General features: G+C 62.4%; 21 protein-coding genes. 16 read left to right on the top strand and 5 right to left on the bottom strand.

All coding sequences use genetic code 11. The annotated features are described in order from the left end of the window. Positions 1-7 precede the first annotated feature (7 nt). Genes IC761_RS19070 through IC761_RS19060 form a run of 3 tightly spaced genes read left to right on the top strand, consistent with a single transcriptional unit; the run spans position 8 to position 2,845 of the window. Complete coding sequence (locus IC761_RS19070; protein WP_195804705.1) at positions 8-1,027, top strand: substrate-binding domain-containing protein; 1,020 nt, start codon at positions 8-10, stop codon at positions 1,025-1,027. Positions 1,028-1,037: 10 nt separating this feature from the next. Next, a complete protein-coding gene (locus IC761_RS19065; RefSeq protein ID WP_195798190.1) occupies positions 1,038-1,829 on the top strand; it encodes an ATP-binding cassette domain-containing protein in 792 nt (263 codons plus the stop codon). Continuing rightward, on the top strand, positions 1,826-2,845 hold the full coding sequence (locus IC761_RS19060; protein WP_246791273.1) for an ABC transporter permease: 1,020 nt from the start codon (positions 1,826-1,828) through the stop codon (positions 2,843-2,845). Before IC761_RS19065 ends, IC761_RS19060 begins: the two co-directional genes overlap by 4 nt. Positions 2,846-3,006: 161 nt before the next feature. On the opposite strand, the gene IC761_RS19055 is transcribed toward IC761_RS19060, so the two are convergent. After that, the gene (locus IC761_RS19055) at positions 3,007-3,258 is read right to left on the bottom strand and encodes a hypothetical protein (RefSeq protein WP_195804890.1); all 252 of its coding nucleotides are present in this window, start codon (positions 3,256-3,258) and stop codon (positions 3,007-3,009) included. Positions 3,259-4,417: 1,159 nt separating this feature from the next. Continuing rightward, positions 4,418-5,056 (bottom strand): response regulator transcription factor, encoded by a 639-nt coding sequence (locus tag IC761_RS19050; protein WP_195798189.1) that lies wholly within the window; start codon positions 5,054-5,056, stop codon positions 4,418-4,420. A 170-nt stretch (positions 5,057-5,226) separates the two neighbouring features. On the opposite strand from IC761_RS19050, the gene IC761_RS19045 reads away from it, so the two are divergent. The 7 genes from IC761_RS19045 to IC761_RS19015 all read left to right on the top strand — a co-directional run bounded on the left by IC761_RS19045 (position 5,227) and on the right by IC761_RS19015 (position 10,474). Continuing rightward, positions 5,227-5,670: a response regulator transcription factor gene (locus tag IC761_RS19045; RefSeq protein ID WP_246791272.1), complete on the top strand. Its 444-nt coding sequence runs from the start codon at positions 5,227-5,229 to the stop codon at positions 5,668-5,670. 197 nt (positions 5,671-5,867) lie between these two features. After that, positions 5,868-6,356, top strand: coding sequence for a helix-turn-helix domain-containing protein (locus IC761_RS19040; RefSeq protein WP_195798188.1), 489 nt, complete (start codon positions 5,868-5,870; stop codon positions 6,354-6,356). A gap of 421 nt (positions 6,357-6,777) precedes the next feature. Continuing rightward, positions 6,778-7,836, top strand: a complete 1,059-nt coding sequence (locus tag IC761_RS19035; RefSeq protein ID WP_195798187.1) for a cytochrome d ubiquinol oxidase subunit II — start codon at positions 6,778-6,780, stop codon at positions 7,834-7,836. Next, positions 7,793-8,431 carry a hypothetical protein gene (locus tag IC761_RS19030; RefSeq protein WP_195798186.1) on the top strand — a complete coding sequence of 213 codons (639 nt, stop codon included), beginning with the start codon at positions 7,793-7,795 and terminating at the stop codon, positions 8,429-8,431. The genes IC761_RS19035 and IC761_RS19030 overlap by 44 nt, the downstream gene beginning before the upstream one ends. 77 nt (positions 8,432-8,508) lie before the next feature. Continuing rightward, the gene (locus tag IC761_RS19025) at positions 8,509-8,880 is read left to right on the top strand and encodes a hypothetical protein (RefSeq protein WP_246791271.1); all 372 of its coding nucleotides are present in this window, start codon (positions 8,509-8,511) and stop codon (positions 8,878-8,880) included. Positions 8,881-8,893: 13 nt separating this feature from the next. Then, complete coding sequence (locus tag IC761_RS19020; protein WP_195798184.1) at positions 8,894-9,610, top strand: TetR/AcrR family transcriptional regulator; 717 nt, start codon at positions 8,894-8,896, stop codon at positions 9,608-9,610. A 66-nt stretch (positions 9,611-9,676) separates the two neighbouring features. Continuing rightward, positions 9,677-10,474 (top strand): helix-turn-helix domain-containing protein, encoded by a 798-nt coding sequence (locus IC761_RS19015; RefSeq protein WP_246791570.1) that lies wholly within the window; start codon positions 9,677-9,679, stop codon positions 10,472-10,474. Positions 10,475-10,563: 89 nt separating this feature from the next. Here the strand turns inward: IC761_RS19015 and IC761_RS19010 are convergent, their stop codons facing one another. Next, positions 10,564-10,926, bottom strand: a complete 363-nt coding sequence (locus IC761_RS19010) for a hypothetical protein (RefSeq protein WP_195798182.1) — start codon at positions 10,924-10,926, stop codon at positions 10,564-10,566. A 302-nt stretch (positions 10,927-11,228) separates the two neighbouring features. Beyond that, positions 11,229-12,134 carry a DUF2092 domain-containing protein gene (locus tag IC761_RS19005; RefSeq protein ID WP_195798181.1) on the bottom strand — a complete coding sequence of 302 codons (906 nt, stop codon included), beginning with the start codon at positions 12,132-12,134 and terminating at the stop codon, positions 11,229-11,231. A 355-nt stretch (positions 12,135-12,489) separates the two neighbouring features. Here IC761_RS19005 and IC761_RS19000 point away from each other — a divergent pair, with 355 nt between their 5' ends. After that, entirely contained in the window at positions 12,490-12,930 is a 441-nt protein-coding gene (locus IC761_RS19000) for a hypothetical protein (protein ID WP_195798180.1), read from the top strand. Positions 12,931-13,021: 91 nt separating this feature from the next. On the opposite strand, the gene IC761_RS18995 is transcribed toward IC761_RS19000, so the two are convergent. Beyond that, on the bottom strand, positions 13,022-13,684 hold the full coding sequence (locus IC761_RS18995; RefSeq protein ID WP_195798179.1) for a TetR/AcrR family transcriptional regulator: 663 nt from the start codon (positions 13,682-13,684) through the stop codon (positions 13,022-13,024). A 248-nt stretch (positions 13,685-13,932) separates the two neighbouring features. Here IC761_RS18995 and IC761_RS18990 point away from each other — a divergent pair, with 248 nt between their 5' ends. From IC761_RS18990 to IC761_RS18970, 5 genes are read left to right on the top strand one after another with little or no spacing between them, the layout of a single operon-like run. Then, positions 13,933-14,712, top strand: a complete 780-nt coding sequence (locus IC761_RS18990) for a histidine kinase dimerization/phosphoacceptor domain -containing protein (RefSeq protein WP_195804702.1) — start codon at positions 13,933-13,935, stop codon at positions 14,710-14,712. Continuing rightward, complete coding sequence (locus IC761_RS18985) at positions 14,709-15,824, top strand: efflux RND transporter periplasmic adaptor subunit (RefSeq protein WP_195798178.1); 1,116 nt, start codon at positions 14,709-14,711, stop codon at positions 15,822-15,824. The genes IC761_RS18990 and IC761_RS18985 overlap by 4 nt, the downstream gene beginning before the upstream one ends. Beyond that, positions 15,821-16,900, top strand: coding sequence for an efflux RND transporter periplasmic adaptor subunit (locus tag IC761_RS18980; RefSeq protein ID WP_195798177.1), 1,080 nt, complete (start codon positions 15,821-15,823; stop codon positions 16,898-16,900). The genes IC761_RS18985 and IC761_RS18980 overlap by 4 nt, the downstream gene beginning before the upstream one ends. Beyond that, the gene (locus IC761_RS18975) at positions 16,897-20,043 is read left to right on the top strand and encodes an efflux RND transporter permease subunit (protein ID WP_195798176.1); all 3,147 of its coding nucleotides are present in this window, start codon (positions 16,897-16,899) and stop codon (positions 20,041-20,043) included. The genes IC761_RS18980 and IC761_RS18975 overlap by 4 nt, the downstream gene beginning before the upstream one ends. Positions 20,044-20,056: 13 nt before the next feature. Beyond that, positions 20,057-20,599 (top strand): hypothetical protein, encoded by a 543-nt coding sequence (locus IC761_RS18970; RefSeq protein WP_195798175.1) that lies wholly within the window; start codon positions 20,057-20,059, stop codon positions 20,597-20,599. Positions 20,600-21,066 lie beyond the last annotated feature (467 nt).

Raw genomic sequence — 21,066 nt, 5'->3', positions numbered from 1 at the left:
GAACAGGATGAAAATTGGACAGAATGGTCGAGTAGTCTCCGCATTCGCCGTCGTGTTCCTTGCCGCGGCGAGCGCATTCACGCTGGTCTGGCCGGCGGCGCCGGCGCGCGCCGAGGTGCGCGACAAATGGTGCAAAGGCGTGCATCTTCGTTTCTTCGTCGGCGGTGCAGAAGGGGACTCGTTCGGCACTGTCGTCTACAAGGGTGCCAAACAGGCCGAACGTGACCTTGGGCCGACGGTCGACTACATTTTCTCCGGCTGGGATGTCGAGCGGATGATCCAGCAGTTGCGTGAGGCGGTCGCGGTCAAGCCTGACGGCATCGCCATGATGGGCCACCCCGGCGACGCCGCCATCATGCCTCTTGCCGAGGAGGCCGCGAGCGCTGGCATCAAGATGATGTATCAGAACGTGCCCGTGCCGAAGGTCATCGCCAGGTTCGGCGGCGGATATGTCGGCGCCCAGGTGGCGCAACTCGGGCGCGCGCTTGGCGCGGAGGTGGTCAAGCGCGCAGGGCTGAAGGCCGGCGATGTCGCGTTTATGCAAGGTCCGTTCGAGAACGAGAACCGCGGCGCGCGCGAACGCGCGACCATCGCGGCGATGGAGGAGGCGGGTGTCAAGGTCATCAAGATCAATTCGTACCCGGGGTGGGCGGCCGATCCGAATCTTGCGCTGCCGGTAATCACCGCTGCCCTCGCCAGGTACCCCGAGGTCAAGGCGGTCGGCTATGGGGGCGGCCAGATGCTCGGCAATGTGCCTGCTTTCATGCAGGCCGCGGGCAAGAAGCCCGGCGAGGTGTTCAATTTCGGCGTCGATACGAGCCCGCAGGTGGTGGAAGGCTTTAAGGGCGGTTGGGTGCAGCTTGCCGCCGATCAGCAGCCCTTCCTGCAGGGCTATTTGCCGATCCTCAGCCTTTGCCAGCAGATCGTTTACCGTTTCACGCCGATCAGCGTGGATACGGGCGCCGGATTCGTAACTCCCGACAATTACAAGGAGATAGCCAAGCTCGCCACCGAAGGTGTGCGGTGAGGAAGGCAATATGACCGAACGGCTCGTGGAGCTTCGGAACGTCAGCAAGTTCTTCGGACGGATCTGCGCGTTGAGCGGCGTGAATATCCGCATCGGCAAGGGCGAGGTGGTTGGCCTCGTCGGGGACAACGGTGCAGGAAAGTCCACCTTGATCAAGATCCTCGCCGGCGTCGTTGAGCCGACCTCGGGCGAAATCCTGCTTCGCGGACGATTGGCGGCCGGCTGGAGCGCGTTACGGTCACGTCAAGCCGGCATCGAGACCGTGTTCCAGGATCGCGCCCTCGCCATGCAGCAGTCGGTCGTCCGCAACATCTTCATGGGGCGCGAGCTGACCGGTCGTTTCGGGTGGTTGAAACTCGGCAAGGAGATCCGCGAGGCCGAGTGGTTGATGCGGGAGATCGGATTCACCTCGAGCCTGCTCTCGCCGCGCTCGATCGTCGGGCAGCTTTCCGGCGGAGAGCGGCAAGGTGTTGCCATGGCCCGTGCCATCTACAATCAGGCCGAGTTGATCATCCTCGACGAGCCGACAGCCGCGCTGTCGCTCGTTGAGACCGCCAAGGTGCTCCGCTTCGTGCATCAGGTCAAAGCCTCAGGACGCTCGGTCCTTTTCATCGGACACAACATCCACCACGTCTACGATGTTGCGGACAGGTTCATTGTTCTCGATCGCGGCACGGTCGTGCTCGAAGCCGACCGGGCCACGTTGCCTTCGGCCGACGCGCTCGTCGCCTTCATGGAGGACGTGGCGCGGCCGCCGACCGCCATGGCTCAGTCCGTGGCCGACGCGGGGGCGAACCGGTGACCGAACTGCTCGGCCCCCATACGGGCGAGGCAAGCGCAGCCGCCGCCATCCTCAATCATCCAATACGGCGCTTCATCGACGCCAATCGCGCGCCACTCGGAACATTTGCAGTCTTCGTCGTGATGATGACCGTCTTCCTTGCTGCGAACCCGCGGGTCTTTTCCGAGTGGAACATCTACCGTTCGGTGCTGACGACGCTGCCGGTCGCGCTGTTTCTCGTCGTGCCGCTCGTGTTCGTCGTGACGGCCGGAGAAATCGACCTCTCGTTTCCAGCGACGATGGGTTTTGCTGCCTGGATATTCGCGCTAGTCGTCCACGCCGGATTTACGCCCTATCTCGGCGTCGCAGTCGGGATCGCCGCCGGCATGATGCTTGGGCTCATCGTGGGGTCGATCGTGGTGTACTTCAACCTGTCCTCGCTCGTCGCCACGCTGGGCATGAATTTCGTGCTGCGGGGCTTGGTCCAGATTGCCAACGAGGGCATGCCAATCGCGTTGACGTCACTGAGCGAGAGCTCGCTCAGGAGAATGTTTTCCAGCATCGTCTTCGGCATACCGGCGCAGGCGGTCTGGGCGCTCGGCTTCGTTATCTTCGCTGCGCTGCTCTTCAACCGGCACCGCTTCGGCGTCCAGGTGAAGATCGTCGGCGACAATCCGGACAGCGCCCGACAAATGGGGATCGACGTTGATTGGGTCAGGGTCAAGACCTTCATCTTCGTCGGTCTGGGGGCAGCGCTCGCAGGAATTTTCTCAACCCTCATCAATTTCACCTGGTGGCCGACCGCAGGCGAAGGTTATTTTCTGCCGGTGCTTGCCTCGGTGTTCGTCGGCGGCACCCCGACCTGGGGCGGGGTCGGCACGGTTGCCGGCGGGGCGATCGGTGCCCTGATCGTCTCTTTCATTCAAACCGGAGTGGTCGGTGCCGGGCTCTCGGGCTTCTACGTCCAGTTCTTCGATGGCGTCATCATCATCCTTGCCCTGATCGGCCATCGCTGGAATCAGCCGCGCTACCGCTAGGTCGCGGCAGAGGGGCGTGAGCGGATGGTGATGCTGGACACAAGGCTGGCCGACGTGGCGGCCGCGGCCCCCCGCATCCCGGGAGCGGCTCGGGGGCAGGTTTGCGCTTCCAGGCCACGGTGAGCGCGGCCGCCACGCGGTTTCGGTCGACGGGCTGGCTATCACCTCCTTGTTAGGTCATCAACGCGTGCGCCGACAGAAACGCCGGGGTGAGTGACCGCGACCGCAAAGCTGCCGTCGCGCGCGCCCATTGTCCGGGCTTCGAGTTCGCGATGGCGCGCATAGCATTCATAGTCGCAGTAGGGCAGGCGCAGCCTCAGCTCACGCAGATAGCTGCCGCTGATCTTTTCACAGCATTGCAGGCAGAACGTCGTGCGGAGCGGAGTTCTGCCATTGACCAGGACGAACCTCATGTCGCGCCTCCCAATGCGAAGCAGTAGGCTGTATCGGCCGGAGAGAGGGCTGGCGGCGGCGCGCAAAGGTGATTTGATAAGAGACCTCTGCAAGGACGCTTCAAGGCGCAACCTACCGCATCAGAATTGTTGCGGGCCCATGCTCGATGCGTCCACGCTTGCTGCGGCATATGCGCGAAACAACCACTGCCGGTCGCGTTCGCGACGCGCTATCGAGCGCGCGAGGCATTGCTTGGAACAGAGAGCGGTCCGGCAGGAATAATACCGGATCAGGCCAAACTTTCCGCCGCAGAGAGCGCAGGCCTTGCTTGGCTCACGGTGTTCAGGGCGTTCGTCGCTGTTGCACATTGTGCCTCTCCATTGGACGTCATGAGAATGGTGAGCTCTGCTGCCGCTGCTTTACCGTCGCACCGAACGCAGAGATGAAAGCTGGAGCTCGCGTCGTAGAAGTCCGCCAAATCTTGCGGCGAATAGGGGCAGCGGGCGCAGAGCTTGACTCTCATATGCAGCCTCACACGAAGGATGGACGAGCCAACCCAGGCTTTCCTTGTTCGCCTCCCACGCACGCAACTCCCCGCCGATGGCAACGTGGTTTGCGCTCGCTCGACCCATCGCAATCGGTCAATACTCTCTGCTTCGTCTTGATCTGACCCTGGTTTCAGCCGTGCGGTCAGCCTGATCGAAGACCGCTCCGCAGGCACCGCTCAGCTCAGAGCGCCGCTGCCGCAGGCAGCTTGCGACGTTAGTCGGGTCGGGAATGTAGTTGCTGCACAGTCGAAAGGCATCGGGCGCGCAGGCCCCCTGCTGGTCGGCCGTACCCTGATTTTGCTGCGCGAAGACGCTCGTGCTGCAAACCAGCACGACCGCCGCAAAGAACAAGCCAGACCTGTATCTGAATGTCATGGTCGGACGGCTCCTCTAGGGTGAATTGTTCGAGCTGCTCGCAGTCAAGTGCCAAGCGCAAGCAGTGCACCCCGCCAGCATCGCGGGGGCTGGCGCGGCGGTCCATTGGACCGAAGTGGCGCCAGGTTCGCTTGTGGGTTGGCCGAGCTAAGCCAACGCTTAGGAAGATGGAGGCGAGGGGAGCTTCCACTGGGCCGGATGAAGGCGCGGCCCGAGCTGGCAAACAAGGTTCAAAAGCTGGTAATTCGACGGTTCGTCAGGAGTGCTGCGGCTTCCCCGGCGCAAGCCCGAGCGCATCCGCCATTCGGCTGAGCTCGGGAAGGGAGCGCGCTTTCATTTTTCGCATCAGATTGGTCCGATGCACCTTTACCGTCGATTCGGCGATGCCGACATCGTTGGCAATCTGCTTGTTGAGGCGCCCGGCCGTTGCCTGAATCATGATCTCGCGTTCGCGTGGACTGAGCGTCTCGAAACGTCGTTTAAGTTCTTCGAGAGCCTTCTCACTCTCCCGACGCGCTCGATCGCGCGCGAGCCCCGCCGCTATAGCATCGAGAAGATCCTGGTCACGAAACGGCTTTGTCAGAAACTCAATGGCTCCCCCCTTCATCGCGCGCACCGTCATCGGAATGTCGCCATGCGCGGTGATGAAGATGATCGGGAGATTTCTGTGAGCTGCGGCAAGCTCACTTTGAAGATCGAGGCCGCTTCGCCCCGGCATTCTCACATCGACCAGGAGGCAGGTCGGGACGTCCGAAATGTGATCGGCACTCAGGAAATCAGATACACATGAAAATTGCTGCGTCTTCAGTCCGACGGTGCGCAACAGCCGCCCCACCGAGTCGCGAAACTCCGCATCGTCATCGATGATCAGGACATTGGGAGTAGCATCCAGCATCCCTGCACCTGAATTTCTCAGGACACCTCTTGTCCCTTTCGGGTTGATCTTACTTACAGTTCGGCGTCAAGAACAGGGCTTCTCGCCTGTGGGAACGAGGGGAGCATAAGCCATGGCTTAGGGGCCGCGGCATTGCATTCTCCCGGCCCCGGACGGAGACTGCAAGTTGCATGCAGGCGCGGAATGTGCCGGCGGGCAACTGCCTGGAAGCCGCAATGCCGAAACAGAAGCAGAAGTTGATCGCGATCGTCGAGGATAACCAACCCTTTCGCGAGTCCATGCAAAAGTTGATAGCGCTGCTCGGCTATACGGCCGAGTCGTTTCCATCGGCGGCGAGTTTCTTGGCTTCGCCCTTTGTTGCCAAGACGGCGTGCCTGGTCGCTGACGTCAACATGCCTGGAATGACAGGACCTGAACTCCACAGGCATCTTCGCGATGCGGGCTACAAGATCCCGACAATTCTGGTGACGGCATACCCAGACGACGTGGTCCGGGACCGCGCCTTGAAGGATGGCGTCGTCTGCTACCTCAGCAAACCGGTGGACGACGACCATCTTGAACGATGCCTAGGTTCAGCCGTCCGATCCGGCGAATCTCCAGAGCAGGCGTCATAGACGCCCCTTCACCTCATTTGGTTCGAGTATCGGTAATCCAATGCGCGAGCTGCCGGTGCTTTGGCTTAGTTGTGCGCATCGCCCTCCAGAATATCATTGTTCTATTCAGGGTTGCCAAGCCGAACATGTCTGGGCCGTGATTGAGCTGTGAGCTTCGCGTCGAGCCGAACATTGGTCAGATCAGAAGGAAGCGTGTGATGATGCCGATTCTGGACGATAGGAGCCGTGCGCACAGTCTGGACAGGTTCGCCATCAACCAGCAAATGGCTCCGCGGGGTCTGCCCGGCCGGAATTCCAGAAATGGCGCCGAAGGCGGCGCGATCGCATCGATGGTCCCCGCGCGCGGTGGCTTGGCGCCGAGCGTCGTACGAAGGATACGTGACTATATCGAGGGACACATTGGACAGCGGATCACCGTCAAGCTGCTGGCAAAGCTCGCGAACCTCTCGGTTTGCTACTTCGTGCGGGCATTCAAGCGTTCGCTCGGAGTGACGCCGCACGACTATCTGATCCGGCGACGCGTCGAACTGACCATGGCACTGTTGTCCGGCACCGCTATGGCGTTATCGGAGATCGCTGCTGCGGCGGGATTTGCCGATCAGAGTCATTGCGCCCGGCGTTTTCGTCAGCATGTCGGGATGTCGCCATGCGACTATCGCCGCTCGCGCAAGCTCTCCGTCGAGTGAAAGGTTTCCGACGCGGTTGGTTGCGAACAAGTTAACGACAATTTCGGACAAGAAGTGAGCCTCCAGCTTTGTTACCTTAATCCCGTCGAAGTTGCCCGCGCTGTTCCGCCGATCGGCGCTGGTTCGACGCAAGGCCCGAAAAGCGCCTCTCCTCCCGAGACGCTCCGGCGTTCGTGCCGCGAATGGACGCAACACCGACGGGCCGCTTGGGCCGACAGCGTTTCGCTGTCGGCCTTTTTTCTGAGCGAATGCAGCGATCGTTTCGCGACTGCAAGGGAGCCCGCATTAAGCCAACGCTTAGCCGTTCATACCGGCGTCCAGTAGAATTCCGGTCCCGAGAGACAGGACAATCGCTCAGCCTAATTGATCCCAATAAATGCACCGGCGTTCCGGATTCATTCAAAGCCGCAGGAGAGTGGCGATGGTCATGTTCTGGGTTGCAACGTTCGCGATCCACCTTCTGCTTTACGTTTTCCAGAACGGTTCAGTTCTCGGCGTGGGGATATTGCTTGGATTGGGCCCGAACGAGAGGTCCCGCCGCCTCATGCTTGGTACCGTTACTCCGGTCCAGGCTGGTAGTGAACTGTGGCTGATCACCGCCGGTGTTTCGCTGTGGGCCGGTTTCCCGATCGCTTGTGCGGTGCTGTACTCGGCCTTCTATGTCCCCGCACTTCTGGTGTTGGCCAGCTTCATCCTGCGCGCCGTAGCATTCGATCTCCGTCAGAGGGCCGTACGCTTTAGGTTGATCTGGGATCTGGTGCTTTGCGGTGGATGCCTGATGGCGGCTTTCATGCAAGGATCGATGGTCGGCGCTCTCGTCGAGGGCATCTCCGTGGCGAGAGGCCACTACATGGGCGGCGCGGTCGGCTGGTTGAGCCCCTTCGCTCTGCTCTCTGGCGTCGGTCTCTGTTTCGGCTATGGGCTGCTCGGTGCGTGCTTGATCTTTCAAAAATGCGGAGGACCCGTCCAGGAGCAAGCACGCCAAATGCTGCCAGGTCTCGCAGGAGGTCTGTTCGCTTTCTTCATCTTCCTGTTCTTCTACGCGCTTGTGGACCTTGAGGTGATGAGCCGATGGTTGGAGCGGCCCTATCTGTTTGTGATCCCCGCAACAGGTGGCGTCACAGCCTTCCTGTTAGCGGTAACCGCTCGCCATGAACGGCGCCGGCTGCCGCTGTACATGACGGTGGCAATTTTTGTAGCCGGCTTCGGAACGCTTGCCGTCTCGTTCTGGCCGTACATCATCCCGTTCACGTTGAGCGTTGAGGACGCCGCGGCCCCGCCCAACAGGCTCGCCCTCATCTTCCTGATCGGCCTGAACGTGCTGCCGGCTCTTCTCGCTTTTGCCGCGGCCGATCGTAACGTCCTAAATCTTGCCCGTTGCGGCCTCTTCCCCAGCAAACGAGCCGCGGCATTACCTGCCATCGCGGAGAAAAGAAATGAATTGCCGTCAGAAGATACTTTCCGCGCCTCCGGCCGATAACGAAAGGGCTGAGCTGCCTCTTGCAGCAGTGCCGCTGTTCGACGAGATCTGGCGTGCTGCGATGCTCGCTGTCTTCAAACAGAGCCTCGAGCGCATGGGAGGAGTTCTCATCGAGCCGCCGGACGGCGAGGATGTATTCCAGCCTGTTCGCGGCAGGATTGCTCGCGCGAAAGTGGTGTGCTCGTCGGTGCCGGAAATTACCGGCAATCGCGGTATTGCGGATGCAAGCTCGTTCGCGACGCTTGACGATGTCCACCTCGTGATCGCGCGCGCATTGCTCGTGGTTGCGGCAACGGGCTCGATTCTTCTGAACTACGAGGGTCGGCGCGTCAATGCGCTCGCTCGACTCGCGAGGCACGTGATCGTGCTGCTCGATCCTGAGGACATCGCCCTGAATCTCCAGCACGCGTCTCGTCTGGCCGAGCATCGTCTCGCTCATGACGCACAATTCCGGCCGAGTCCGTCCAGCTGCGTGCAAATCGCAGGCATGCTGATCCATCCCGCCCGCGACGTGCGGGGGCTATCTGTCTTGCCGGTTCCCAGCCGCGCGAACATCCCGGCGCGCTTTTCGAATATGCGCCAGCGCACGAGCTAAGGACCGATGCAGTGGATCGAATGTATGTTCCGGCTTTGGCCGCTTTCGGAGGATCAACCATCGGAGCGATATCAACCATGCTGACCGGATGGCTCAGCAAGCGGCGCAAAGCCCGGCGGCGTGGCCATGCGCGGGCGTATTCCCTGCGCGAAAAGCTCTACCGAAGTTTCATTGAGGAGGCATCACGGCTCTATGCTGATGCGCTCGTCAACGACAAGTCCGAAATATCACAGCTCGTCAATCTGTATGCGCTGGTTGGCCGTATGAGGATAGTCTCGAGCGACGACGTGGTTCACGCCGCGGAGAACGCGGGCCGCCTGATCCTTGAAGCTTACTTGTCGCCCAACCGGTCGCTTGTCGATCTTCCGAGGCTGATCGACGAGATGGATCCGCTGCGACAGTTCGGTGAAGCCTGTCGCCGCGAATTGCAAGCTGTTCCGTCGCGTTGAGGATCGAAAGACGATGCCAGAACAGACCACCGAGCGAGGCAGAGCGTCCTTCAGCCGTGCTCGAATCATAGAGGCAGCGATTCGGCTATATCGCGACATCGGTTACAAGAAAACCACGGTTGCCGACATCGCTCGCCGCGCCTCGATGTCTTCCACAAACGTGTATCGTTTCTTTTCATCGAGGCAGGCGATCGAAGAAGCGGTTGTGGGGACATTGTTAGAAAAAGTGTCTGAGGCTGCCGCACATGCGGCTCGCAGCAGCGGCTCGGCGCTGCAGCGTCTGAGTGCGGCGTTGAAGGCAATTTCCGATCTGCATGCAGACAGGGCGGCGAACGATAGCAAGCTGCACGAATTGGTGGGCGTGGCGGTGCGCGAGAGCTGGCCAATTACGTTGTCCCACGCGGACCGGATCCGGGGAATCGTGCGGCCGGTTATCGCGGCTGGACAGGCAGCGAGTGAGGTTAGACAGGGCAGCCCGATGACGCTTGCCTGTTGCTTGCTTGAAGCCATGGACGCGTATCTCAGCCCGTTGCGGATCACCGCATGCACCGTTCGGCCAACGTTCAATGAGATGATGGATTACTCGGCTCGATCATTGTGCTCCGCAGCTCGCGGAGAGGCTATCGAACTACAGCCGGCGGAAGAGAGTTTGCAATTGCCTAACGGGCTACAGCCGGCGGCAGTCGCTACAGGCCCCGATCTGGTTTCCAATGCGAAGGAGGGGAGGTGATTGGCAGGTCAGGCGCGGCTCGAATTCGGAGGACTTGGCGACGCTCTTGTGTTCAAGACATCTGCGATGCCGCATTCTCTGGCGCGCGCGATCTGCTGCAAGAACGCAACTCTCCCTTCACCGATCGTGCTTAGCTTTCAATTGGCCGGCAGTGCGCGCGTCCGTCAAGACGGAAGGTCGTACGTTCTTCATCCCGGAGATTGGTGCCTCTGGGATACGCTTGTGCCCGTCGAAACCTGGGCCATCACAGGCGCGGTCGAATTCCTCTCTGTCGCCCTGTCCCGTCCCTCCGATCCCGACCTTCAGCGCTTGCTCGTCGCGGGAACGGCTACTCGTCTTGACGGAAAGATCGGGATCGCGCGGGTTCTGCAAAAGACTCTGACCGAAATCTTCGGTCAACTCGGCCACATCCCGCCGGCAAGCGGAGAGGCGCTGCGGATAGCGGTCACGATGATGGCGTGGGAGGCCTTGCGCGAGCAGGTGGGAGCGCCGGCTTCAGCGTCGACCTGCCGCGACGTCCTGATGTCCCGGGCCAAGGCCTATATCGAGGCCCATCTCGCCGACCCCGGTCTTGCCGTGGCCGCGATTGCCGATAGCTGTGGGATCTCGGCTCGCAGTATTCACCGCGCATTCGCACGCGATCCGGCGGGCTCGGTGTCACGATACATTTGGGGGCGGCGCCTGAGCCGCTGCGCAGATGCGCTCCGCGACGGAGGGGACGCAAGCCACGGGATTACCGAGATTTGCCTGTCCTGGGGTTTCAACAGCAGCTCGCATTTCAGCCGACTGTTCAAGGAGCAGTTCGGTGTGTCACCGCGGCTCTATCGGTCGAGCCTCGGGCTCGATCCGGTCGCCCAGCGCTGACCTGAGCCTCGCTCGCGGCCGCCAATCACTCTGAGCATCGGGTTGGCGACCACCCCGGTTCTGTGCGAACCGGGGTGGCTATCGTGGTGTCACTGACAATCGTTCGAGTAATACGAGCGTCGGCTGCCGCGCGCATAATATGAGCGCGAGTTTCCGCTCGAGTCGTAGGTGCGCTGATCATAACCGTAGCCCGAACCGGAACTGGAGCCATAGTCGTAATTAGAGCCATAGCCCGAGTTCGAGTAGCTTGATGCGGCCGCGGCACCGGTCGCGGCACCTGCCGCATAAGCACCCCAGCCGCGGTTGTAGTAGCCAGAGCCGTAGCCTCCGTAACCACCACCATCACCACCACCATAGGATCCGCGACCGCCGCCATAATACGCGCCGGCATAAACGTTACCGCCGCGATTCATCGCGATGTTGCCGGAGCCGACGACGTTCCCGTTGCCCATGGGACCCCGGACAGCGATGTTGCCGTTCCCGATCGGACCGCCCGCCCTGATGTTCGCGGGTCCCGGACCGCGCGGTCCACCGGCTGCCAATCCGGGCGGCCGACCGCCGGGCATGCCGCCCATGGGCCCACGCGGCGGTCCGCCCATCGGTGGGCGGGGCGGCCCGCCCATGGGTGGGCGTGGGGGACCGCCGCCGCCCATTGGCGGGCCGCCCGGCGGCGGACCAAATTGCGCAAACGCCAGATCAGGAGCTGCTGCAACGGCAACGAGAACATACGCTAGCGTCAGTGCCAGCCGCTTCATCATGGCCTCCCTTGCTGGGCCGAGGCATTGACCGGCGTGAGTTCAACCTGTTTCGCTCCGGCAGGTGCCTGGAAGGCGAATACCGCATCGGCCGTACGAACCCGGCTGTCCCAGTTGGTGAACTCCGCCGTGAAACTCGGTTGGCCGGGAAGCAGGCGGTACGTCACGATGAGACGATGCGGCACCGCCGCGGCGTTGTTCTCGATCCACAATTCCAGATCAGTCCCGCCTCTCTTGTTGAAGAACAGGTGCCGGCACTCGACCCCGTCAATCCTGTCCATTCCGACCTGCCAGCCACCGACAATTCCATTCAAGAGCGACTGTTCGGTTCCGGCCGCAAAGAAGTTGACCAGGGGAAAGTCGACCTTGAGCTTGTCGAGGACTTCGTTCGCGGCCGCTGCGATACCGCCCGGTGCGGGCAGCAAAGCGTAAGTATTGGCCTCGGGGGTGGAGATGGCGACCGACTTGCCATCATAGAACAAGTCTTGCGCGCCGTCGTCGCCGCTGACCTGGATCTTGATCCGATCAGGGCGGCGCATCGTCACTTTCATCGTATGAAAAATGTGAAGCGGCTGTCCGAACTCGTCCAGGTAGACACGGATGGTTCTTGCCGTGAACGTCAGCTCCGGTGCCGCAAGGGTATCGTCGAGCTGCGCGAGCGCCGCGTCGGCTTCCTGGCTCCACGGCGGCTTGGCCGGCGGTGCCATCTCCTGGGCGCACGCTGTCGATGCTGCGGCGAAGCTTGCGAAAGCGCCAACTGAAGCCAGCAGAACGGCGTGTTTCGTCCGCATGGTCAGGGCGGCGACTCCCTTGCTTGCAACGGCGGGCTCGCCAGGTGCCCGGTGGCCGGCCCCGGATGCAGCGAGCTGACCATCAGGTCGGTTGCGGGATGTGACATTCTTCACGAAGCTTCTCCTGTTGTTGCTTTAGATTCGGATGCTCGACTTGTTTGGAGCAGTTCAGTCGCTTGAGACGAGGAGAGGGCGCTCTTTGAAAGTGCCCGCGCGTCTCGTCCGCGATGGCGCTCACGGATACATCGTCAGAGAATCCGTGGCGTGTCTGAGCGCGACAGTTGCGCTTGGGCGCGACACCCGAGTTTGACAAGCCCGTGATCTCGGCTCTGCCGGGACCTGCTCTGCAGCAACCACCCCGGGGATTGTCGCGCGGAAGCGCGATTGCGTTGACACGAGCGATCCTTTATTATATACACTATACCGTATAGTTTATACCGTCCATCAACGCAATGAGTGGGGTAATCACATGAGCACAATGTACGTTCCCGCCCTGGCGGCGTTCGGAGGTTCGGCCTTTGGCGCGGTCTCCAGCATCGTGAGCGGATGGGCCGCGCAGCGCCGCAAGAGGCGTGAGCGTCATCACCATCGGTCGTTCTCCAGCCGCGAAAGCCTCTACCGAAGCTTCGTCGAAGAAGCATCCCGGCTCTACGCCGACGCGCTGGTCAGGAACGAATCCGAGATTTCCGAACTGGTTAGGCTGCATGCACTTATTGGGCGAATGAGGATTGTTTCGAGCAATGACGTGATATCGGCCGCGGAGAGAACCGGGCGCCTGATCATCGAGACCTACTTGGCGCCCAACCCGACATTTGCCGAACTGGCCGCGTCCCTGGACAAGGAAATCGACCCTTTGCGCGACTTCGGTGAGGCCTGCCGTCGGGAATTGCTGAGCCTTTCGTCGCGGTGACGAGCTCTCGCGGCCGACAACATTGCTTTGATATTGCTTTGGAAGCCGCCGGGTGGCGCTTCGAGCGCCACCCCAAAGAATACCGAGGCCGCTAGTGCGGCCAGTCCGCCTCGCAGGCCGCCAGGAAGAAGCCGACCCGTTCACGCATGAATGTCGGCAACTCCTTTTTCAGATCTTTCGGCGTCTCCCCGAGCAGGGATCGAAACAGCATCGGCAGCAGGATCAGATCCAGGAAGATCTGAGCGGTTGCCAGGCTTCGTTTGTCGCCAAACGGTCCCCTGGGCGTGCGCGCCAGCTTCTGAGTCGCCTCACTCAAAAGCCGGGAGACGGCCTTCACTGAACGATCGCGCCCTGCATCCCCGACATTCCGGCTCAACTCCGGAAACCGGTCCGCCTCGGCAATCGTCGCGCGCACCATGCCCAGGGACTCCTCGATGAAGTTTTCAACGATCGTCGACCCAAGGCTCATCAGCTTGTCCTGGATCGTGCGGCCCTCGGGTGTGAACCCCTCGAACCGCGTCAATCCGTTGATCTTGCGCGAGACCACGGCCGCGAACAAGGCCTCCTTGCCGGGGAAGTGGGCATAGATGGTGGGCTTGCTTGCCGGCGCCATCTCGGAAATTTCGTCGATGCTTGCGCTCCGGTAGCCCCTCTGAAGAAACAGGTGCTCGGCCGCATCGAGGATCCGCGTTTGGACATCTCCGGCCAGATCCTTAGTCGGTCTGCCCCGTTTCGGGCTCTTCTTCTTCATCATCGTCGATCTCCGATCACGAGTCTGTGCGTATTCAATTCCTGCTTGACACGCCTCTCCAGGAAAGGCAAGAAAAAGAAAATATACGTTATAGTGTAATTTGTTGGTCGATGATGGACAAAGCTGTACTCGACCGTCGCCCGCCAGACGTCTACCCGCAGGGCCAAAGGCGCGAGAAAGCCGCAATCGCCGGCCGAAACCGCGCGCAGCCGGCCCCGCTATCCGCACCAGTTCAGGAGGTTGTCGTGACTATGTCGAGCCCGGATTCGCCGCCAGTCGAGCAAGGCGTGCTGCTGCGCGAGCTGCACCACAGGGTCAATAACGGCGTGGCCGCGGCGATCAACCTGGTCTCGGCTGCGGCCGTCCGGGTGGAGGGAACGGAGGCCAAGGCGGCCCTGAGCGACGTGGTCGAGCTGCTGCATGGACAGGCTGAGCTGCATCGAGCGCTGGCCATGCCGGAGGGCAAGACCCTCATCGACGCCGCAACCTATCTCCGCAAGTTGGGCTCCGGCATGCGCCGTTCATGGCTGGATCGAATGAACATCCGGCTGGCATTCGCCACGGAATCAATCCCGCTTCAGTCGCAACGCTGCTGGCGGCTCGGTTTGATCGCCCACGAACTCGTCACCAGCGCCGCCAAGCACGCCTGTTTCGATACGCGGGCCGGCGCGATCAGGATCAAGCTGTCGCGCATCGGCGCGGTTGTGAACTGCGTCGTGCTGGACAACGGTTCGCGCGCGGCACGGGACGTCTCGGCGCGCGAGCTGCGCATCAGAAATGATCTTGCCAAGGCGCTTGGCGGCCGCGTCGAGCACGGTTTTGGCGCGGAGTTCACCTCCGTCGTGCTGTCGTTTCCGCTGACCGAACGCGAGAGGCAGGCGAACTGGGCGATGGCGACGCGCCGGCTGCGGTCGCCGCGCCGGCCGAAGCTCCCTGCCATGCACCAGGCCGAATTGCACCCCCGCCATCAGGGCGGCGCGGACGTTTTGGGCGAGCTGTTGTCCCCCTCCCACCGCATGGATGCGCAATGAAACCCTCTTTGAACCAGTTTCGAACCAAGCGCCCGCGCAAAGCTTTCGCTGGAATCGCGATTTTGCTTGCCGCGGCTGCGCTCAGCGGCTGCAACGATCACACCGCCGCCCCGGCGGCGCGCGCCGCGTTCGTGCGCACGGAGGTCGTGCAGGCGCGGGATCGGCAGGCCTCCGTCACGCTGACTGGGGAAGTCCAGGCCCGCTTCAGCGCCAATCTCTCGTTCCGTGTCACCGGTCGCGTGATCGCCCGCAAGGTGGAAGTGGGCGATCACGTCAATGCCGGCGACGTCCTAGCGCTGCTCGATCCTGCCGAGCAGCAGGCTGATGTCGATGCTGGAACCGCGGCGGTGGCGTCCGCGGAAGCGCAGCTACGCGTGGCGCAGGCAACCTATGACCGGCAGAAGTCGCTGATGACGAGCGGCTTCACCACCCGGACGGTCTACGACCAGGCCCAGGAAGGGCTGCGAACCGCTGAAGGGGTGCTTGAGGCAGCAAGAGCTCAGCTCGGAACTGCGAAGGATGCCCTTGGCTACACGAAGTTGCGTGCCGAGGCGGCCGGCGTTGTCACCGCGCGCAACGTCGAAGCCGGACAGGTCGTGCAGGCTGCGCAGTCCGTGTTCTCGCTGGCCCAGGACGGCGAGCGCGACGCCGTCTTCTACGTCTACGAGTCCATCTTCTTCGGCAATACAGATCCTGACCGCGTCTCGCTGACGCTGGTCTCCGACCCCAGGGTGACGGCGATTGGACGTGTCAGGGAAGTGTCGCCGGTGGTCGATCCGAAGAGCTCGACCATCCGCGTGAAAGTCGCGATCGAGAATCCGCCGGCTGCAATGACGCTTGGCAGCGCCGTCTCGGGAACGGTCAAAGCGAAGGGCCAGGAGGAGATCGCCTTGCCGTGGGGTGCCTTGATGGCGGCGGGCAACAAGCCCGCGGTCTGGACTGTTGATCCGGCGACCAGGACCGTATCGCTGAGACCGGTCACGGTCTCCGCCTATGAAGCCCGAGAAGTGCTGGTCAAGGCAGGCATTCAGCCCGGCGAGCGCGTCGTGATCGACGGCGGCAAGCTTCTGAGCATCGGCCAGCCCGTCACGTATGAAGGAGACCGATCATGACCAAGCGCGCTTTGATCGCAGCCGGCGCGCTCGCCTCGGCGCTCATTCTCGCTGGCTGTGAGAAGAAGGAGACGAAGGCACCGGAGCCTGTAAGGCCCGTGCTGTCGATGGTGCTCGAACCGAACCAGTCGCACGGTGGCCTCATGGTTGGCGTTATCGAGCCCCGCTACAAGACCGATCTCGCCTTCCGCGTCCTGGGCCGCCTGACCTCGCGTCCGTTCTATGTCGGAGACCTCGTCGGTGCAGGGCAGATCGTCGCCACGACCGATGCCACAGCTCTCGAACTGGCCGTGCGCGCCGCCAAGGCGAGCCTCGCGCAGGCCGAGGCGCAGCTTGCCACCACGCAATCGACCGAGGAGCGGCAGCGAAAGCTCATTGTCACCGATGCGACCACAAAGCAGACCGTGGACAATGCCGAACAGGCGCGCGCTGGATCGGAGGCGTCAGTCGCGAGCGCGCAGGCGAACCTGACCAAGGCCAAGGAGCAACTGAGCTACGCCCAGCTCAAGACCGATTTCGCCGGCGTGGTCACGGCGGTGAGCGCCGACGTCGGCCAGGTGGTCTCGCCTGGCCAGAACGTCCTGACGGTCGCAAGGCCGGATATCAGGGAGGCGGTCGTCGACATCGGTGAGGATTTTCCCCTTCCGCTGCAAGTCGGCATGCCATTCACGGTCGCTTTGCAACTGCTTCCCTCGGTTCAAGTCGAAGGCAAGCTGCGCGAGATCGCGCCTCAAGCCGATTCGGTGACCCGCTTGCGGCGCGTCCGCATCGCGCTCACGAACCCGCCTGAAGGGTTTCGCCTCGGCTCGACCGTCACGGTGAAGCCAAGCAGCGCGCTGGCCTTCAATCTGCACGTGCCCGCCTCGGCGGTGCTCACCCAGGACGGCGCGAACTTCGTGTGGGTCGTCGATCAGCCGGCCGACACCGTGTCGCTGCACAAGGTCGATCTCGCCGTCGATCCGGCAGGCGCCCGCATTGTCGACGGAGTTGATCCCGGCGCGCGCATCGTCACAGCCGGCGTCCACAGCCTCAAGCAGGGCCAAAAGGTCCGCATCGAACAGGATCAGCAGCCATGAAGTCGTTCAACCTTTCCGACTGGGCGCTCCACCATCGCTCGCTCGTCTGGTATTTCATGATCGCCTTCATGGCGGCGGGCCTGTTTTCCTACCTTCAGCTCGGCCGGCAGGAAGATCCCGACTTCACCATCAAGACCATGGTGATTGCGGCGCAATGGCCGGGCGCATCGCCCGAGGAGATGACGCGTCAGGTCACCGACCGGATCGAGAAGAAGCTCGAGGAGCTGGAATCGCTCGACTACACCAAGAGCGTGACGGTCGCGGGTCAGACCACCGTCTATGTCTATCTGCGCGACAGCACCAAGGCCGCTGACGTGAAGCCGACCTGGATTCGCGTCCGCAACATGATCGCGGATATCAAGGGCGATTTCCCGCAAGGCGTGCTCGGGCCTGTCTTCAACGATCGCTTCGGCGACGTCTTCGGCAACATCTATGCCTTCACCAGCGACGGCTTGAGCCAACGGCAGTTGCGCGATGAGGTCGAGGACATCCGCGCCAGGGTGTTGACCGTCCCGGGTGCCGGCAAGGTCGACATTCTCGGCGCGCAGGACGAGGTGATCTATCTCGAATTCTCCACCCGCAAGGTTGCTGCCCTTGGCCTCGATGTTCACGCGATCATGTCTTCGCTGCAGGGGCAGAACGCGGTCGCGGCTTCCGGCGTGTTCCAGGAGGGTCCCGAGCGGATCAGCGTGCGCGTCAGTGGCCAGTTCACGTCGGAGGCTAGTCTGAAGGCGGTCAATCTTCGCATCAACGACCGCTTTTTCCCGCTGACCGACGTCGCCACCGTCACGCGCGGTTACGTCGACCCGCCCCAATCGCTGTTCAGGTATAACGGCCAGCCCGCGATCGCGCTCGCCATCGGCATGAAGACGGGCGCAAACCTGCTGCACTTCGGCGAGGGGCTCGAGCAGGAAATGAGAAAGATCACGGCCGATCTGCCGATCGGCGTGGGGGTCCATAAGGTCGCCGACCAGCCGGTCGTCGTCGAGGAAGCGGTCCACGGCTTCACCAAGGCGTTGTTCGAAGCCGTGGTGATCGTTCTCGCTATCAGCTTTATCAGCCTGGGCGTGCGCGCGGGGCTCGTCGTGGCGATCGCCATCCCGCTGGTGCTGGCCATCACCTTCGTCGTGATGGAGTATGCCGGGATTTCGCTGCAACGCATCTCGCTCGGCGCCTTGATCATCGCGCTGGGTCTCCTGGTCGACGACGCCATGATCGCGGTCGAAATGATGGTGGCGCGGCTCGAGGTCGGCGATCCCCTGGAGAAGGCAGCAACCTACGTCTATACATCGACCGCCTTCCCGATGCTCACCGGCACGCTGGTCACCGTTGCCGGCTTCATCCCGATCGGGCTCAACAGCAGCAATGCTGGCGAGTTCACCTTCACTCTCTTCGTGGTGATCGCGGTCTCCCTGATCGTGTCGTGGGTCGTTGCGGTGGTGTTCACGCCGCTGCTCGGCGTTACCATGTTGCCCGCAAAGATGAAGGGGCATCACGAGCAGAAGGGTCGCGTTGGGCAGATGTTTGCACGCCTGCTCCTGTTCTGCATGAATCACCGCTGGAGCACGATCTCGGTCACGGTTGCGGCGTTCCTGCTGGCCTTGTTCGGCATGCAGTTCGTGCAGCAGCAGTTCTTCCCGTCATCTGACCGCGCCGAACTGGTGATCGACTGGAGCCTGCCGCAGAACGCATCGATTACCGATACCGACGCGCAGATAGCGCGCTTCGAACGCGAGCAGCTCCAGGGCAATGATTCGGTCGAGCACTGGTCGAGCTATGTCGGCACCGCCGCGCCGCGCTTCGTCCTGTCATTCGACGTGCAGCCGTCCAACACATGGTTCGGCGAGCAGGTGATCGTGACCAAGGGCGGCATTGCGGCACGCGACAAGGTCAAGGCGCAATTCGAGGACTATCTGAAGAAGACGTTCCCTGGAACGGACACCTACGTCAAGCTGCTTGAGGTCGGGCCGCCAGTCGGACGTCCCGTGCAATACCGCTTGAGCGGTCCCGACCTCGCCAAGGTCAGGGAGCTCTCCCAGAAGCTCGCCGGCGTTCTGCGCAGCAGCCCCGATCTCGGCAACGTGGTGTTCGACTGGATGGAGCCTGCGCGCGTCGTCAAGGTCGACGTGCTCCAGGACAAGGCGCGCCAGCTCGGCGTGACCTCGGAAGACATCGCCACCGCCTTGAATTCGGTGCTCGCCGGCTCGTCAATCACCCAGGTCCGCGACAGCATCTATCTCGTCAATGTCACGGCACGCGCCATGGCGGCCGAGCGCGCCTCGATCGATACGCTACGCGATCTCCAATTGCCTGCGGCCAGCGGTCAGTCGGTGCCGCTCGGGGCCGTAGCCAACCTGCACTACGAGCTCGAGCAGCCGACGATTTGGCGGCGCGCGCGCATCCCGACCGTCACGCTGAAAACTGCCGTCGTTGGCAATGCGCAGCCAAAAACGGTCGTCGATCACCTTGCGCCTAAGGTGGCCGAGTTCACCAAGGACCTTCCTGCGGGATACACGCTGAAGATCGGCGGCTCCGTCGAGGAGAGCGCCAAGAGCCAGGCGCCGATCGTGGCCGTCGTTCCGCTGATGCTGTTCGTGATGGCGACCGTGCTGATGCTCCAGCTGCAGAGCTTCTCCAAGCTGTTCCTGGTGTTTGCGGTCGCGCCGCTTGCCGTGATCGGTGTGGTCATGGCGATGCTCCCGAGCGGCGCGCCGATGGGCTTCGTCGCCATTCTCGGCGTGCTGGCGCTGATCGGCATCCTGGTCCGTAACTCCGTGATCCTCATCGTCCAGATCGAGGAATTGGAGCAGGAAGGGCGGCCGCCCTGGGAAGCTGTGTTAGAGGCGACCGAGCATCGTATGCGGCCGATCCTGTTGACCGCAGCTGCCGCGAGTCTCGCGCTGATCCCGATCGCGCGCGAGATTTTCTGGGGCCCGATGGCCTACGCCATGATGGGCGGCATCATCGTGGGCACGCTGCTGACGCTGCTATTCCTGCCGGCGCTCTATGTAACGTGGTTCCGAATCTACCCTGGTCCGAATGATCAGCAAACCGCGCACGGGACGGCGGTCCCCGACAATCCCTCGGCGGAGCGGAGCCCAGCACACAATGCGCCGGCGCAAGTCCCCGAACCGCAATTCTAGCAAGGAAAACACCATGTCCCGAAAGACATTTTTGGCGCTGTCCGTCAGCGTGACCCTCGCAACGCTCTCGTTGCTGGCAGGCGCGGCGTTCGCGCAGTTTCCCGGGCCTCCCCCGATGGGCGGGCCCCCTCCAATGGCCGGCGGGCCTCCGCCGATGGCGGGCGGAGGTCCTCCGGCGTTCGCGGGTCGTCCTCCGCTGGGGCCTGGTGGTGGGCCGCGCGCCGGCTTCGGCGGTCCGGGTCCTCGGGGCGCGGGCGCCGGCCCGCGCGGCAATCCCAGGGCGTTTGCCGGTGTGCGCGGTGGTGGTCGCGGAGTGGCAAGTTCGGCTCGCTCTGCGTCCGTCAGCTACAGCCGTTCCGGCAGCTACTCCGGAAGCTCTGGCTCTGGCTCCGGCTATGGCCGGTCGCGCTATCGCTATGGCGCCTATGCCGCCGGGGCCTACGCCGCCGGAGCCTATACCGGTTACGCGTATGGCAGCTCGCGCTATGGATATTCTTCCAATAGCGACTGCTATTACGTCTACCGGCGCAACAGGCGCGTTCTGGTTTGTGAATAGCCTCTGCGATCTCGCTCCTTCTCATTTCACTCTGAACACCGCGAACCGAAAGCGTCACAGGAGTAGACGTTTTGGTCATCTGTCCTAACGAACGATTGAACGTCGAGCGCAGGGCATGTCTAACATCGATCCGAATCGTCGCGCGAAAATCGGCCACGAGAAACGGGCCAGGACCGCGCCCAACTCGTTGCCCCTGTGAATGCGCTGTTGTCGCGTCGAGCGGTGGAATCGGTCACGGTCGACGACGTCGTCCGGGAAGTGGGGTCGGGCATGATCAGGCTACCGCCTGAAGAAGCAATTTGAGATGGTTGCAGGTCCCGTGCGCCTGCAAGGCGGCGCTTTCCAGTGGGTGCAAATCCCACCCGGCATCCGCTCCAACCGGAGCAGGCATGGAGGTGACGAAATGTCTGAAGCCTCTGGATAGCAGTCGCGACTTGGCGACCATGCGCGTGTGCTGGCCGCCACGT

This window comes from Bradyrhizobium commune, assembly GCF_015624505.1.
In the GTDB taxonomy this organism is placed as follows: domain Bacteria; phylum Pseudomonadota; class Alphaproteobacteria; order Rhizobiales; family Xanthobacteraceae; genus Bradyrhizobium; species Bradyrhizobium commune.
This window is presented reverse-complemented; position numbering and strand designations above follow the sequence as displayed.

Coding starts and splice junctions, on each gene's coding strand:
- IC761_RS19070 (WP_195804705.1), top strand. CDS start 8: ATGAAAATTGGACAGAATGGTCGAGTAGTCTCCGCATTCGCCGTCGTG.
- IC761_RS19065 (WP_195798190.1), top strand. CDS start 1,038: ATGACCGAACGGCTCGTGGAGCTTCGGAACGTCAGCAAGTTCTTCGGA.
- IC761_RS19055 (WP_195804890.1), bottom strand. CDS start 3,258: ATGAGGTTCGTCCTGGTCAATGGCAGAACTCCGCTCCGCACGACGTTC.
- IC761_RS19050 (WP_195798189.1), bottom strand. CDS start 5,056: ATGCTGGATGCTACTCCCAATGTCCTGATCATCGATGACGATGCGGAG.
- IC761_RS19045 (WP_246791272.1), top strand. CDS start 5,227: ATGCAGGCGCGGAATGTGCCGGCGGGCAACTGCCTGGAAGCCGCAATG.
- IC761_RS19040 (WP_195798188.1), top strand. CDS start 5,868: ATGATGCCGATTCTGGACGATAGGAGCCGTGCGCACAGTCTGGACAGG.
- IC761_RS19035 (WP_195798187.1), top strand. CDS start 6,778: ATGGTCATGTTCTGGGTTGCAACGTTCGCGATCCACCTTCTGCTTTAC.
- IC761_RS19030 (WP_195798186.1), top strand. CDS start 7,793: ATGAATTGCCGTCAGAAGATACTTTCCGCGCCTCCGGCCGATAACGAA.
- IC761_RS19025 (WP_246791271.1), top strand. CDS start 8,509: ATGCTGACCGGATGGCTCAGCAAGCGGCGCAAAGCCCGGCGGCGTGGC.
- IC761_RS19020 (WP_195798184.1), top strand. CDS start 8,894: ATGCCAGAACAGACCACCGAGCGAGGCAGAGCGTCCTTCAGCCGTGCT.
- IC761_RS19015 (WP_246791570.1), top strand. CDS start 9,677: ATGCCGCATTCTCTGGCGCGCGCGATCTGCTGCAAGAACGCAACTCTC.
- IC761_RS19010 (WP_195798182.1), bottom strand. CDS start 10,926: ATGGGCAACGGGAACGTCGTCGGCTCCGGCAACATCGCGATGAATCGC.
- IC761_RS19000 (WP_195798180.1), top strand. CDS start 12,490: ATGAGCACAATGTACGTTCCCGCCCTGGCGGCGTTCGGAGGTTCGGCC.
- IC761_RS18995 (WP_195798179.1), bottom strand. CDS start 13,684: ATGATGAAGAAGAAGAGCCCGAAACGGGGCAGACCGACTAAGGATCTG.
- IC761_RS18990 (WP_195804702.1), top strand. CDS start 13,933: ATGTCGAGCCCGGATTCGCCGCCAGTCGAGCAAGGCGTGCTGCTGCGC.
- IC761_RS18985 (WP_195798178.1), top strand. CDS start 14,709: ATGAAACCCTCTTTGAACCAGTTTCGAACCAAGCGCCCGCGCAAAGCT.
- IC761_RS18980 (WP_195798177.1), top strand. CDS start 15,821: ATGACCAAGCGCGCTTTGATCGCAGCCGGCGCGCTCGCCTCGGCGCTC.
- IC761_RS18975 (WP_195798176.1), top strand. CDS start 16,897: ATGAAGTCGTTCAACCTTTCCGACTGGGCGCTCCACCATCGCTCGCTC.
- IC761_RS18970 (WP_195798175.1), top strand. CDS start 20,057: ATGTCCCGAAAGACATTTTTGGCGCTGTCCGTCAGCGTGACCCTCGCA.